The sequence below is a fragment of the Pseudomonas sp. PA-1-6B genome (assembly GCF_021609545.1).
In the GTDB taxonomy this organism is placed as follows: Bacteria; Pseudomonadota; Gammaproteobacteria; order Pseudomonadales; family Pseudomonadaceae; genus Aquipseudomonas; species Aquipseudomonas fluorescens_BV.
The window spans coordinates 1-12237 of record NZ_WJZM01000073.1; the positions used below are offsets into that span (position 1 = coordinate 1).

Here is a 12237-nt window from a genome sequence, read left to right on the forward strand (position 1 = left end):
GGCTGACAAAGACTGATTGATCGTCGTATGCTTTTTCATGGGCTCGCCCTCGCTGTCGTTGGCTTCTATAAGAATGCCACCGTGGCGCATAGACGCCTCGGCTTGGGCGAGTCCATCTAATTACAGTAGGGGTTATTCGCCTTCGTCGAAGTAGTTGTTGATCAACTCGACCAGCGCGGCCATTGCTTCGTCTTCTTGCTCGCCTTCGGTGCGCAGATGGATTTTGGTGCCTTTGCCGGCCGCCAACATCATCATCGCCATGATGCTTTTGCCATCGACCATGGACTCTGGCGTACGCCCAGCACGGATCTGGCAGGGGAACTGGCCGGCCACGCCGACGAATTTAGCTGACGCCCGGGCGTGCAGGCCCAGCTTGTTGATGATTTCAATTTCCCGAGCCGGCATCGCAGTGGTGTTCCTTTCAGCTAAGGTCGCGGTGGCGAACCTGGACGTTCTTGAGGGTTTGTTGCAGCACCTGGCCCAGGCGTTCAGTCAGATAGACCGAGCGGTGGTGGCCGCCAGTGCAGCCAATGGCAATGGTGACATAGGCTCGATTGCTGGCGGCAAAGCGCGGCAACCATTTGAGCAGGTAGGTGGAGATATCCTGGAACATCTCTTCTACGTCCGGTTGTGCGGCCAGGTAGTCGATCACGGGCTGATCCAGCCCCGACTGGTCGCGCAACTCCGGCTTCCAGTAAGGGTTGGGCAGGCAGCGCACATCGAACACAAGGTCGGCATCTACCGGCATGCCCCGCTTGAAGCCAAACGACTCGACCAGGAACGCCGTCCCCGGCTCAGGCTGGTTCAGCAGGCGCAGCTTGATCGCGTCGCGCAACTGATACAGGTTCAGGTTGGTGGTGTTGATCTTCAGGTCGGCCAGGTCAATGATCGGCCCGAGCAGCTTGGTCTCGTCCTCGATGGCTTCAGCCAGGGAGCGGTTGGCGCTGCTGAGGGGGTGACGTCGACGGGTTTCGGAGAAACGCTTGAGCAGGGTTTCTTCGTCGGCATCCAGGTACAGCACATCGCAATGAATGTGCTTGGCACGCACTTCTTCCAACAGTTCCGGGAAGCGCGAGAGGTGGCTGGGCAGGTTGCGCGCATCAATCGAGACCGCAACCAGCGGCTGCGCCAATTCGGTATGGATCAGTGCACGTTCCGCCAGCTCTGGCAGCAGGCCGGCGGGCAGGTTGTCGATGCAATAGAAGCCGTTGTCCTCAAGTACATTGAGGGCGGTGCTCTTACCGGAGCCGGAGCGACCGCTGACGATGATCAAACGCATGATTACTGCCCGTTTTGTTCATCCAGGACAACTTGGTACAACGCTTCATTGCTGGAGGCGCTGCGCAGTTTGTCGCGTACATCCTTGCGGTCTAGCATGCTGGCGATCTGCCGTAGCAGTTCCAGGTGCGCATCGGTGGCGGCTTCCGGGACCAGCAGCACAAACAGCAGGTCGACCGGGGCGCCGTCGATGGCGTCGAAATCAATCGGAGCGTCCAGGTGCATCAGCGCGCTCACAGGTTTATCACAACCTTTGAGGCGGCAGTGGGGGATCGCGATGCCGTTGCCAAAACCGGTGGAGCCGAGTTTTTCACGGGCAATCAGAGCTTCGAAGACATCTTGCATCTCCAGATCCGGAATTTCCCGGGCGATCAGGTTGGCAATTTGTTCGAGGGCGCGCTTTTTACTGCCGCCCGGCACGTTCACGAGGGAACGGCCGGGGGTCAGGATGTTTTCAAGTCGGATCATGGGGGGAGAGTTAACGACCTGTACCTTGCATCAGGTGCAGATTCTTTTCCTTATGCTTTATGAGTTGGCGGTCGAGCTTGTCGTAGAGGGAGTCAATGGCCGCGTACATATCTTCATGTTCCGCATTGGCGACGAGCTTGGCATTCGGTACGTGCAGGGTGGCCTCGATTTTCTGCTTGAGCTTATCGACCTCCATGATGACCTGCACGTTGGTGATCTTGTCAAAATGCCCCGCAAGCTTGTTCAGTTTGCTCTCGGTGTATTCACGCAGGGGCTTGGTGACTTCCAGCTGGTGTCCACTGATGTTGACTTGCATACAGCTTCTCCTTCGTTGCCAGTGCATAAAGCGGTGGGCAGGAATACCCACCACTGGAACGCTGTGGCCCGCCCGTCACATCAACCGCTTACGCTCGCTGGAAGGCGCGATCCCTAGGGACTCGCGGTACTTGGCGACGGTTCGACGGGCGACCTGAATGCCTTGTGCCTCCAGTAAACCAGCGATCTTGCTGTCACTCAACGGCTTTTTCTGATTTTCAGCGGCAACCAGTTTTTTGATGATCGCGCGGATCGCCGTGGACGAGCATTCACCGCCTTCAGAGGTGCTGACGTGGCTGGAGAAAAAGTATTTCAGCTCATAAATACCCCGTGGGGTATGCATGAATTTCTGCGTGGTAACCCGGGAAATCGTCGATTCATGCATGCCGACGGCTTCGGCGATGTCGTGCAGCACGAGAGGCTTCATGGCCTCGTCGCCGTACTCCAGGAAACCGCGCTGGTGTTCAACGATCTGAGTTGCGACTTTCATCAGGGTTTCGTTGCGGCTTTGCAGGCTCTTGATGAACCACCGCGCTTCCTGCAACTGGTTGCGCATGAAGGTGTTATCGGCGCTGGTGTCGGCGCGGCGCACAAAACCTGCGTATTGCGGGTTGACCCGCAGGCGCGGTACCGACTCCTGGTTCAGCTCCACCAGCCAGCGTTCGTTGTCCTTGCGCACGATGACGTCGGGCACCACATATTCGGCTTCGCTGGACTCGATCTGCGAGCCTGGACGCGGGTTGAGGCTTTGCACCAGCTCGATGACCTGGCGTAAGTCATCTTCCTTGAGCTTCATACGGCGCATCAGTTGACTGTAATCGCGACTGCCCAGCAGGTCGATGTAGTCACTGACCAAGCGTTGCGCTTCGGTGAGCCATGGCGTCTTGGCCGGCAATTGGCGCAGTTGCAGTAACAGGCACTCGCTGAGTGTGCGTGCCCCGATGCCTGCGGGCTCGAATTGCTGGATGCGGTGCAGGACGGCTTCGATTTCGTCCAGTTCGATATCCAGTTCCGGGTCGAAGGCCTCGAGGATCTCGTCGAGGGTTTCGTCCAGGTAACCCTGGTTATTGATGCAATCGATCAGGGTGACCGCGATCAGGCGATCGGTATCGGACATCGGCGCCAGGTTCAGTTGCCACAGCAAGTGGCTCTGCAGGCTCTCCCCCGCCGACGTGCGGGTAGTGAAATCCCACTCGTCATCATCGCTGCTTGGCAGGCTGCTGGCGCTGGTCTGGTAGACGTCTTCCCAGGCGGTGTCCACGGGAAGCTCGTTGGGAATGCGTTCATTCCAGTCGCCTTCCTCCAGGTTGTCCACCGTCGGGGCGGTTTCCTGATAGGAGGGTTCCTGCACGTCGGAATTGGGTTTTTGCTCGATGTTATCGGCCAGAGGATCTGCGTTATCGAAGTCGTCGCCTTCTTCCTGGCGTTCGAGCATCGGATTGGACTCCAGGGCCTCCTGGATTTCCTGTTGCAGGTCCAGGGTCGACAATTGGAGCAGGCGGATGGCCTGTTGCAGCTGCGGTGTCATCGTCAGCTGCTGGCCCATTCTCAGGACTAGCGATGGTTTCATGGCAGGGGCTTAACACCTTATTCGCCGGCGCAATGCGCCATCCACGACAGGGCGCGTGAGCGCCAAACATAAGCAAATTATATGCCTGATCTCGGGGCCTTTGCCTAGAGCGCGGTAACAATAAAAAAACCGAGGTTTCCATTGACTCCCGCGCGCTTCAGGTAAGAGCGCGACACCCCTGTGTTTACAGGCGGAACTCGTGACCCAGGTACACTTCCTTCACCAGCTCGTTGGCCAGGATGGTTTCGGCATCGCCTTCGGCAATTAGCTGGCCATCATTGACGATATAAGCGGTTTCACAGATATCAAGGGTCTCGCGCACGTTGTGGTCGGTGATCAGCACACCAATGCCCTTGGCCTTGAGGTGATGGATGATCTGCTTGATGTCACCTACCGAAATCGGGTCGACACCTGCGAAGGGCTCATCCAGCAGGATGAATTTCGGCGCGGTCGCCAGGGCGCGGGCGATTTCCACGCGGCGACGCTCACCACCGGACAGGCTCATGCCGAGGTTGTCGCGAATATGGTTGATGTGGAATTCCTGCAGCAGGCTTTCCAGTTCCTGGCGGCGGCCATCGCGATCAAGTTCCTTGCGGGTCTCGAGGATCGCCATGATGTTGTCGGCTACCGACAGTTTACGGAAGATCGACGCCTCCTGCGGAAGATAGCCGATACCTGCCCGTGCACGACCGTGCATGGGTTGGTGGCTGACGTCCAGGTCGTCGATCAATACGCGACCCTGGTCCGCCTGGACCAGCCCGACGATCATATAGAAGCAGGTGGTTTTGCCGGCACCGTTAGGGCCGAGCAGGCCGACGATCTGGCCGCTGTCGATCGACAGGCTGACGTCGCGTACCACCTGGCGGCTTTTATAGGCCTTGGCCAGATGCTGGGCTTTCAGGGTTGCCATTACTCGGCCTTCTTCTTCGGCTGGATAACCATGTCGATGCGTGGGCGGGGTGCGGTGACCTTGTTGCCGTTGGCGCGACCGGCGTTAGCGATCTGCTTCACGGTGTCATAGGTGATTTTTTCACCTTCCGTGGAGTTGCCGTCCGGGCTCAGCACCTTGGCCTGGTCAATCAGTACGATGCGGTTCTGCTGGGCGTGATACTGGATAGTCTTGCCGTAGCCTTTCATGGGGCCTGTATCGGTAGCGGACTGCTTCTGCTCGAAATAAGCCAGGTTGCCGACCGAAGTCACCACATCGATATCGCCGGTCTTGGTACGAGTCAGGGTCACCGTGTTGCCGGTAATCTTCATCGAGCCCTGGGTGATGATCACGCCGCCGGTGTAGGTGGCGACACCTTGCTTGTCATCGAGCTGCGCATCGTCAGCCGAGATGTGGATCGGTTGCTGGCTATCGTTCGGCAGAGCCCAGGCGCTCACGCTTCCCAGTGCTGCGCCCAGACCGAGCAAAATAGGGAGAGTTTTAACGAGCCTCATACTGTCCTCTTACGTTCGATAGCAGGTGTATCCTGCTTTCTTTCAAATACGCTTTCATTCCCTTGCCAGTCGATACACCGCCAGCGCCGTCGATTCTAACGTCTTGCTCGGTCTGCGCATATTGCTTCTGTGGGAATACGGTCATGCGACTGCTGGTAATGATGGTGTCGCGGTTCTGCGCGTCTGTACGTGCGACGCGAACCGAGTCGATCAGTTCAACTTCGGTGCCGTCAGGGTTGACTTCGCCACGCTTGCTGGTCACGTGCCAAGGAAATTCGGTGCCGCGATACAGGTTCAGGTCCGGATTGGTCAGCAGGCTGACTTCGGAAGCCTTCAAGTGCTCGACCTTGTCCGATGTCATCTCATACTGCACCTTGCCGTCGGGCAGATACTGAATGCTGTAGGCATTGGTGGCGTAATAGTCGATAAGGCCTTCGTCAACCTGCGCAACAGGCTTGTCGAGAAAGCGCTCCGGGCTGATATTCCAGTAGCCCACCGCCAGGAGCAGCGCGGCGATGACCCCGAATAACAGGAAGTTGCGAATCTTTTTACTCAGCATATAACGCTCTATAGGTAGGCGGCGTGGGCCGCTTCAAGACTGCCCTGGGCACGCAGGATCAACTCGCAGAACTCGCGGGCGGCACCCTCGCCGCCACGGGCGGTGGTGATGCCATGGGCGTGTTCGCGGACAAACGCCGCGGCATTTGCGACGGCCATGCCCAGGCCCACCCGGCGAATCACCGGCAGGTCTGGCAGGTCGTCGCCCAGATAGGCGACTTGTTCATAGCTTAGGTTGAGTTGGCCAAGAAGCTCGTCCAGCACCACCAGTTTATCCTCGCGGCCCTGATACAGGTGAGGAATACCGAGGTTTTGTGCACGGCGTTCCACAACCGGTGTTTTTCGACCGCTGATAATTGCGGTTTGCACGCCCGCTGCCATCAGCATCTTGATGCCTTGGCCGTCGAGGGTGTTGAAGGTCTTGAATTCGCTGCCGTCTTCGAGGAAGTACAGGCGGCCATCGGTCAGTACGCCGTCAACGTCGAAAATCGCCAGCTTGATGTCTTTACCGCGTTGCAACAGGTCGCTGTTCATTTACATCACTCCTGCGCGCAGCAAGTCGCCAAGGTTAAGGGCCCCGATCGGCCGGTCATCGTCGTCGACCACGATAAGAGCACCTATGCGGTGATCTTCCATGATTTTCAACGCTTCGGCCGCGAGCATTTCGGCGCGCGCGGTCTTGCCGTGAGGGGTCATCACTGCGTCGATGGTCGCGGTATGGATATCAATGGTGCGGTCCAGGGTGCGACGCAGGTCACCGTCGGTGAATATCCCTGCCAGTCGGCCATCGGTTTCGACGATAGCAGTCATGCCCAGGCCCTTGCGGGTCATTTCCATCAGCGCATCCCTGAGCAGGGTGCCGCGTGGAACGCTCGGCAGCTCGGCGCCGCGATGCATGACATTTTCCACTTTCAGCAGCAGGCGACGGCCCAGTGCGCCACCCGGATGGGAAAATGCGAAGTCCTCGGCCGTAAACCCGCGGGCCTCCAGCAGTGCCACCGCCAGGGCATCGCCCATTACCAGCGCGGCGGTAGTGGAGGAGGTGGGCGCCAGGTTCAGCGGGCAGGCCTCATGGGCTACGTGCACGTTCAGGTTCACGTCGGCGGCCTTGGCCAGCGTTGACTCAGGGTTGCCAGTGAGGCTGATCATCTGGATGCCCAGGCGCTTGATCAGCGGCAGCAGGGTCACGATTTCGTTGGTAGTACCGGAGTTGGACAGGGCGAGGATCACGTCGTCCTTGGTGATCATGCCCATGTCGCCGTGGCTGGCTTCGGCCGGGTGCACGAAAAACGCGGTGGTCCCGGTGCTCGCCAGGGTCGCTGCGATCTTGTTGCCAATGTGGCCGGACTTGCCCATGCCGACCACCACAACGCGGCCCTTGCTGGCCAGAATCATCTCGCAGGCGCGCACGAAATCCGCGTCGATATGCGCCAGCAAGCCCTCTACGGCTTCAAGCTCAAGGCGTATGGTGCGTTGTGCGGATTGAATAAGGTCGCTGGATTGGCTCATGTCTGAAATCGTATAGCCTGACGAAAAGTCGGCGATTATAGCGGTAATGATCAATTCCCTCACGCAAGTTCGTCAGGCTTTGTGCGCGGGATAACTGAAAACCACCGTCGGTAACATAGCAAGCAACGTTTTTTCCCTGTCTCAAATCTGAACCAGCGCTGTTCCGGCCTTGGGGGCTCTGTACCAGCAGTGATATAGTTCGCCGCCAGTTCGGTCCGCCCAACCCATGTGCTCAACTATTGCGCATCTGTTGAAAACCAAAGTCGCACACATGGTGTCTGAGTGAAAGGCTGCATCCCAAGGAGATTAGATGAGTGCCGATAACGCCTACGCGGTCGAGCTGAAGGGTCTTACCTTCAAGCGCGGTACGCGCAGCATCTTCAATAACGTCGATATTCGCATTCCTCGCGGCAAGGTCACGGGCATCATGGGGCCTTCCGGTTGCGGCAAGACCACCCTGTTGCGTCTGATGGGCATGCAATTGCGCCCCAGTGCCGGGGAAGTGTGGGTCAACGGCCAGAACCTGCCAACGCTGTCGCGCAGCGATCTGTTCGATGCGCGCAAGCATATGGGCGTGCTATTTCAGAGCGGCGCGCTGTTCACCGACCTTGATGTGTTCGAAAACGTAGCCTTCCCGCTGCGGGTGCACACCCAGCTGTCCGATGAAATGATTCGTGACATCGTGTTGTTGAAACTGCAGGCCGTAGGCCTTCGCGGTGCCATCGACCTGATGCCGGACGAGTTGTCCGGCGGCATGAAGCGCCGTGTCGCCTTGGCGCGGGCGATTGCCCTCGACCCACAGATCCTCATGTATGACGAGCCATTCGTAGGTCAGGACCCGATCGCCATGGGCGTGTTGGTGCGCCTGATCCGCCTGCTCAACGATGCATTGGGGATCACCAGTATCGTGGTTTCCCACGACCTGGCCGAAACCGCGAGCATCGCCGACTACCTGTATGTAGTGGGTGATGGTCAGGTGCTGGGGCAGGGTACGCCTGAAGAGTTGATGAACGCCGATAACCCGCGCATTCGCCAATTCATGACCGGCAACCCCGATGGCCCGGTGCCTTTTCACTTTCCGGCAGCGGACTACCGCTCAGATCTTCTGGGGAAGCGCTGATGCGCAAGACATCTCTTATCGAGAAGGTTCGCCTTTTCGGTCGCTCGGGCATCGACATCGTCGAAGTGCTGGGGCGTTCGACCATTTTCCTGTTTCACGCCTTGCTGGGGCGCGGCGGTATCGGCGGCGGCTTTGGCCTGCTGGTCAAGCAGCTGCACTCGGTGGGGGTGATGTCCCTGGTGATCATCGTGGTCTCCGGCGTATTCATCGGCATGGTGCTGGCGCTGCAGGGTTTCAATATCCTGTCCAGCTACGGCTCGGAGCAGGCGGTAGGGCAGATGGTGGCCCTGACCCTGTTGCGTGAGCTTGGCCCGGTGGTTACCGCCTTGTTGTTCGCGGGGCGTGCAGGTTCGGCGCTGACCGCTGAAATCGGCAATATGAAATCCACTGAGCAACTGTCCAGCCTGGAAATGATCGGCGTGGACCCGCTCAAGTACATTGTTGCCCCGCGCCTGTGGGCCGGCTTCATTTCCCTGCCACTGCTGGCAATGATCTTCAGCGTGGTGGGGATCTGGGGTGGTTCGTGGGTGGCGGTTGACTGGCTGGGGGTCTACGACGGCTCCTACTGGGCCAACATGCAAAACAGCGTGACCTTCACCGGTGACGTGCTCAACGGCATCATAAAGAGCATCGTCTTTGCCTTTGTGGTGACCTGGATTGCCGTATTCCAAGGCTATGACTGTGAGCCCACTTCAGAGGGGATCAGCCGTGCCACTACCAAGACCGTTGTATACGCTTCGTTGGCGGTACTGGGCCTTGACTTCATTTTGACCGCCTTGATGTTTGGAGATTTCTGATGCAAAACCGCACTGTGGAAATCGGTGTCGGCCTTTTCTTGCTGGCTGGCATCCTGGCTTTACTGTTGCTGGCCCTGCGAGTCAGCGGCCTTTCGGCCAGCCCTACCGCCGATACCTATAAACTTTACGCGTACTTCGACAATATCGCCGGTTTGACGGTCAGATCCAAAGTGACCATGGCCGGCGTCACCATCGGCAAGGTCACGGCAATCGATCTGGATCGCGACAGCTTTACCGGTCGGGTGACGATGCAACTGGACAAGAAGGTAGATAATCTGCCAACTGACTCCACGGCATCTATCCTCACTGCGGGTTTGCTGGGCGAGAAGTACATCGGGGTCAGCGTGGGTGGGGAAACAGCCCTGCTCAAGGATGGTTCGACCATCCACGACACACAGTCGTCGCTGGTGCTCGAAGACCTGATCGGGAAATTTTTGCTCAATACGGTCAATAAAGACGCTAAATGAGGAATCTGTTCATGATCTCTACCTTGCGACGTGGCCTGCTGGTACTGCTTGCAGCATTGCCGATGATGGCCAACGCGGCAGGTTCTGCCCACGATTTGGTACAGGACACCACCAGCAAAATGCTGGCTGACCTCAAGGCTAATAAAGAACAGTACAAGCAAGACCCTTCCAGGTTCTACAACGCGCTCAACACGATCGTTGGCCCTGTGGTCGATGCTGAAGGCATCTCCAAAAGCATCATGACGGTCAAATATTCGCGCAAAGCTACGCCTGCGCAAATGCAGACGTTCCAGGAAAACTTCAAGAAGGGGCTGTTCCAGTTCTACGGTAACGCTCTGCTGGAATACAACAACCAGGGCATTATCGTTGATGCGCCCAAGGACGAGTCGGGCGACCGTGCCGAAGTCGGGATGAAAGTCTCCGGCAGCAATGGCGCCGTGTACCCTGTGTCCTACACCCTGACGAAGATCAACGGTGAGTGGAAACTGCGTAACGTGATCATCAACGGTATCAACATCGGCAAGCTGTTCCGTGATCAGTTCGCCGACGCGATGCAGCGCAATGGCAACGATCTGGACAAGACCATCAATGGTTGGGCCGGTGAAGTGGCCAAGGCCAAGGAAGAAACCGACAAAGCTGCCGGGAAGCCTGCGCAATGACCGAGTCGGCTGTTCGTATCGGCGACGCCGGCGAGCTGTTCCTCAGCGGCGTGCTGGATTACCGCACCGGGCCTGACCTGCGCAAGCAGGGCCAGGCGCTGATCAAGGCCTGCAAGGCGCCAGAGCTGGTGCTTGATTGCTCGGCGGTGACCAAGTCCAGCAGCGTCGGCCTGTCGTTGTTGCTGTGTTTCATGCGTGATGCCGAGGCGGCGAAAAAGCCGGTCAGCATCCGTGCGTTACCAGAAGACATGCGCGAGATTGCCGAAGTTTCCGGTTTGACCGAGCTGCTGGCGCATCCCTGATACACATTATTAAAGAAGCCCCCCGTCAGAGTCCTGCTATGCGGGGTTCGCAGGCGCGGGGCTTTTTTGTATGATGTGCGACCCGTGCGCACTGGGCGCCGATAGAGGTTGAGCATGCAGGCCCTAGAAGTTAAGAGCTTCCTTGAAGGAAAGCTGCCTGAAACGACTGTAGAAGTCGAAGGCGAAGGCTGCAATTTCCAGCTGAACGTGATTAGCGATGAACTGGCGGCATTGAGCCCGGTCAAGCGTCAGCAGCAGATCTATGCCCATTTGAACCCATGGATCACCGATGGCAGCATCCATGCGGTCACTATGAAATTTTTCAGCCGCGCGGCCTGGGCCGAGCGCACCTGAGCCCCCAAGGCGTCGAGATTCTTATGGATAAATTGATTATTACCGGCGGTGCCCGCCTTGATGGCGAGATTCGCATTTCCGGTGCGAAAAACTCCGCCTTGCCGATCCTGGCAGCGACCCTGCTGTGCGATGGCCCGGTGACTGTGGCCAACCTGCCGCACCTGCACGACATCACCACCATGATCGAGTTGTTCGGTCGCATGGGCATTGAGCCGGTGATCGACGAGAAGCTGGCCGTCGAAATCGACCCACGCACCATCAAGACCCTGGTCGCTCCGTACGAACTGGTGAAAACCATGCGTGCGTCGATCCTGGTGCTGGGCCCTATGGTTGCCCGTTTCGGCGAAGCCGAAGTAGCCTTGCCTGGCGGTTGCGCCATTGGTTCGCGTCCGGTCGACCTGCACATCCGTGGCCTTGAGGCCATGGGCGCAGTCATTGACGTCGAAGGCGGCTACATCAAGGCCAAGGCGCCGGAAGGCGGCCTGCGCGGCGCGAACTTCTTCTTTGATACCGTCAGCGTCACCGGTACCGAGAACATCATGATGGCCGCTGCCCTGGCCAACGGTCGCAGCGTGTTGCAGAACGCCGCACGCGAGCCGGAAGTGGTCGACCTGGCCAACTTCCTCAACGCCATGGGCGCGAAGGTTTCCGGTGCTGGCACCGACACCATCACTATTGATGGTGTAGAGCGTCTGCACACCGCCACCTACAAAGTCATGCCTGACCGCATCGAGACCGGTACCTACCTGGTTGCCGCTGCCGTGACCGGTGGCCGTGTGAAGGTCAAGGACACCGATCCGACCATCCTGGAAGCCGTCCTGGAAAAACTCAAGGAAGCCGGCGCAGAGATCACCACCGGCGAAGACTGGATCGAGCTGAACATGCACGGCAAGCGGCCAAAAGCCGTCAACGTGCGTACCGCTCCGTACCCGGCGTTCCCGACCGACATGCAAGCGCAGTTCATCTCCTTGAACGCGATTGCCGAAGGCACCGGTGCCGTGATCGAGACCATCTTCGAAAACCGCTTCATGCACGTTTATGAACTGCACCGCATGGGCGCCAAGATCCAGGTCGAAGGCAACACCGCCATCGTCACCGGCATCGACAAGCTCAAGGGCGCGCCAGTAATGGCAACCGACCTCCGTGCCTCGGCCAGCCTGGTAATCTCGGCACTGTGCGCCGAAGGTGACACCCTGATCGACCGCATCTACCACATAGACCGTGGTTACGAGTGCATCGAAGAGAAACTGCAGATGCTCGGCGCGAAGATTCGCCGCGTACCGGGCTAGTCCCTGTTTGTGGCGAGGGAGCTTGCTCCCGCTGGACTGCGTAGCAGTCCCGCTCTTCGAGGGCCGCTTCGCGTCCCAGCGGGAGCAAGCTCCCTCGCCACAGTTTGT

At 58.4% G+C, this 12237-nt stretch carries 17 protein-coding genes; 7 read left to right on the forward strand and 10 right to left on the reverse strand.

Annotated features, from left to right (window positions below; all coding sequences use genetic code 11):
- Positions 1 to 132: 132 nt before the first annotated feature.
- The 10 genes from GIV35_RS24440 to GIV35_RS24485 all read right to left on the reverse strand — a co-directional run bounded on the left by GIV35_RS24440 (position 133) and on the right by GIV35_RS24485 (position 7141).
- The gene (locus GIV35_RS24440) at positions 133 to 405 is read right to left on the reverse strand and encodes an HPr family phosphocarrier protein (RefSeq protein WP_198715669.1); all 273 of its coding nucleotides are present in this window, start codon (positions 403 to 405) and stop codon (positions 133 to 135) included.
- A 16-nt stretch (positions 406 to 421) separates the two neighbouring features.
- On the reverse strand, positions 422 to 1279 hold the full coding sequence (gene rapZ / locus GIV35_RS24445) for an RNase adapter RapZ (protein WP_213152968.1): 858 nt from the start codon (positions 1277 to 1279) through the stop codon (positions 422 to 424).
- 2 nt (positions 1280 to 1281) lie between these two features.
- Complete coding sequence (gene ptsN / locus GIV35_RS24450) at positions 1282 to 1746, reverse strand: PTS IIA-like nitrogen regulatory protein PtsN (protein WP_034126311.1); 465 nt, start codon at positions 1744 to 1746, stop codon at positions 1282 to 1284.
- Between the two features lie 10 nt (positions 1747 to 1756).
- Entirely contained in the window at positions 1757 to 2062 is a 306-nt protein-coding gene (gene hpf / locus GIV35_RS24455) for a ribosome hibernation-promoting factor, HPF/YfiA family (RefSeq protein WP_003171804.1), read from the reverse strand.
- Positions 2063 to 2137: 75 nt separating this feature from the next.
- A complete protein-coding gene (locus tag GIV35_RS24460) occupies positions 2138 to 3631 on the reverse strand; it encodes an RNA polymerase factor sigma-54 (protein ID WP_034126312.1) in 1494 nt (497 codons plus the stop codon).
- A gap of 184 nt (positions 3632 to 3815) precedes the next feature.
- Positions 3816 to 4541 (reverse strand): LPS export ABC transporter ATP-binding protein, encoded by a 726-nt coding sequence (lptB, locus tag GIV35_RS24465; RefSeq protein ID WP_003188582.1) that lies wholly within the window; start codon positions 4539 to 4541, stop codon positions 3816 to 3818.
- Positions 4541 to 5074: a lipopolysaccharide transport periplasmic protein LptA gene (lptA, locus tag GIV35_RS24470; RefSeq protein ID WP_032893554.1), complete on the reverse strand. Its 534-nt coding sequence runs from the start codon at positions 5072 to 5074 to the stop codon at positions 4541 to 4543. Before lptA ends, lptB begins: the two co-directional genes overlap by 1 nt.
- Complete coding sequence (gene lptC / locus GIV35_RS24475; protein WP_014716937.1) at positions 5061 to 5633, reverse strand: LPS export ABC transporter periplasmic protein LptC; 573 nt, start codon at positions 5631 to 5633, stop codon at positions 5061 to 5063. The genes lptA and lptC overlap by 14 nt, the downstream gene beginning before the upstream one ends.
- Positions 5634 to 5641: 8 nt before the next feature.
- Positions 5642 to 6166: a KdsC family phosphatase gene (locus tag GIV35_RS24480; RefSeq protein ID WP_054897015.1), complete on the reverse strand. Its 525-nt coding sequence runs from the start codon at positions 6164 to 6166 to the stop codon at positions 5642 to 5644.
- The gene (locus GIV35_RS24485) at positions 6167 to 7141 is read right to left on the reverse strand and encodes a KpsF/GutQ family sugar-phosphate isomerase (RefSeq protein WP_034126314.1); all 975 of its coding nucleotides are present in this window, start codon (positions 7139 to 7141) and stop codon (positions 6167 to 6169) included.
- 310 nt (positions 7142 to 7451) lie between these two features.
- Here GIV35_RS24485 and GIV35_RS24490 point away from each other — a divergent pair, with 310 nt between their 5' ends.
- The 7 genes from GIV35_RS24490 to murA all read left to right on the forward strand — a co-directional run bounded on the left by GIV35_RS24490 (position 7452) and on the right by murA (position 12129).
- Positions 7452 to 8261: an ATP-binding cassette domain-containing protein gene (locus tag GIV35_RS24490; RefSeq protein ID WP_003188590.1), complete on the forward strand. Its 810-nt coding sequence runs from the start codon at positions 7452 to 7454 to the stop codon at positions 8259 to 8261.
- On the forward strand, positions 8261 to 9058 hold the full coding sequence (gene mlaE / locus GIV35_RS24495; RefSeq protein ID WP_003188592.1) for a lipid asymmetry maintenance ABC transporter permease subunit MlaE: 798 nt from the start codon (positions 8261 to 8263) through the stop codon (positions 9056 to 9058). The genes GIV35_RS24490 and mlaE overlap by 1 nt, the downstream gene beginning before the upstream one ends.
- Entirely contained in the window at positions 9058 to 9525 is a 468-nt protein-coding gene (gene mlaD, locus GIV35_RS24500; protein WP_003188593.1) for an outer membrane lipid asymmetry maintenance protein MlaD, read from the forward strand. Before mlaE ends, mlaD begins: the two co-directional genes overlap by 1 nt.
- Before the next feature lie 11 nt (positions 9526 to 9536).
- The gene (locus tag GIV35_RS24505; protein ID WP_054919319.1) at positions 9537 to 10184 is read left to right on the forward strand and encodes an MlaC/ttg2D family ABC transporter substrate-binding protein; all 648 of its coding nucleotides are present in this window, start codon (positions 9537 to 9539) and stop codon (positions 10182 to 10184) included.
- A complete protein-coding gene (locus GIV35_RS24510) occupies positions 10181 to 10486 on the forward strand; it encodes an STAS domain-containing protein (RefSeq protein WP_105225788.1) in 306 nt (101 codons plus the stop codon). The genes GIV35_RS24505 and GIV35_RS24510 overlap by 4 nt, the downstream gene beginning before the upstream one ends.
- Positions 10487 to 10600: 114 nt before the next feature.
- A complete protein-coding gene (locus GIV35_RS24515) occupies positions 10601 to 10840 on the forward strand; it encodes a BolA family protein (protein WP_003188597.1) in 240 nt (79 codons plus the stop codon).
- A 23-nt stretch (positions 10841 to 10863) separates the two neighbouring features.
- On the forward strand, positions 10864 to 12129 hold the full coding sequence (gene murA / locus GIV35_RS24520) for a UDP-N-acetylglucosamine 1-carboxyvinyltransferase (protein ID WP_034126315.1): 1266 nt from the start codon (positions 10864 to 10866) through the stop codon (positions 12127 to 12129).
- Positions 12130 to 12237: the final 108 nt, after the last annotated feature.

Bases quoted from the DNA above. Each gene is read 5' to 3' on its own strand.
- GIV35_RS24510 (WP_105225788.1), top strand. From the start codon at position 10,181: ATGACCGAGTCGGCTGTTCGTATCGGCGACGCCGGCGAGCTGTTCCTC.
- GIV35_RS24440 (WP_198715669.1), bottom strand. From the start codon at position 405: ATGCCGGCTCGGGAAATTGAAATCATCAACAAGCTGGGCCTGCACGCC.
- rapZ (WP_213152968.1), bottom strand. From the start codon at position 1,279: ATGCGTTTGATCATCGTCAGCGGTCGCTCCGGCTCCGGTAAGAGCACC.
- ptsN (WP_034126311.1), bottom strand. From the start codon at position 1,746: ATGATCCGACTTGAAAACATCCTGACCCCCGGCCGTTCCCTCGTGAAC.
- lptC (WP_014716937.1), bottom strand. From the start codon at position 5,633: ATGCTGAGTAAAAAGATTCGCAACTTCCTGTTATTCGGGGTCATCGCC.
- GIV35_RS24505 (WP_054919319.1), top strand. From the start codon at position 9,537: ATGATCTCTACCTTGCGACGTGGCCTGCTGGTACTGCTTGCAGCATTG.
- GIV35_RS24485 (WP_034126314.1), bottom strand. From the start codon at position 7,141: ATGAGCCAATCCAGCGACCTTATTCAATCCGCACAACGCACCATACGC.
- lptA (WP_032893554.1), bottom strand. From the start codon at position 5,074: ATGAGGCTCGTTAAAACTCTCCCTATTTTGCTCGGTCTGGGCGCAGCA.
- GIV35_RS24490 (WP_003188590.1), top strand. From the start codon at position 7,452: ATGAGTGCCGATAACGCCTACGCGGTCGAGCTGAAGGGTCTTACCTTC.
- GIV35_RS24480 (WP_054897015.1), bottom strand. From the start codon at position 6,166: ATGAACAGCGACCTGTTGCAACGCGGTAAAGACATCAAGCTGGCGATT.
- GIV35_RS24515 (WP_003188597.1), top strand. From the start codon at position 10,601: ATGCAGGCCCTAGAAGTTAAGAGCTTCCTTGAAGGAAAGCTGCCTGAA.
- lptB (WP_003188582.1), bottom strand. From the start codon at position 4,541: ATGGCAACCCTGAAAGCCCAGCATCTGGCCAAGGCCTATAAAAGCCGC.
- mlaE (WP_003188592.1), top strand. From the start codon at position 8,261: ATGCGCAAGACATCTCTTATCGAGAAGGTTCGCCTTTTCGGTCGCTCG.
- GIV35_RS24460 (WP_034126312.1), bottom strand. From the start codon at position 3,631: ATGAAACCATCGCTAGTCCTGAGAATGGGCCAGCAGCTGACGATGACA.
- hpf (WP_003171804.1), bottom strand. From the start codon at position 2,062: ATGCAAGTCAACATCAGTGGACACCAGCTGGAAGTCACCAAGCCCCTG.
- murA (WP_034126315.1), top strand. From the start codon at position 10,864: ATGGATAAATTGATTATTACCGGCGGTGCCCGCCTTGATGGCGAGATT.
- mlaD (WP_003188593.1), top strand. From the start codon at position 9,058: ATGCAAAACCGCACTGTGGAAATCGGTGTCGGCCTTTTCTTGCTGGCT.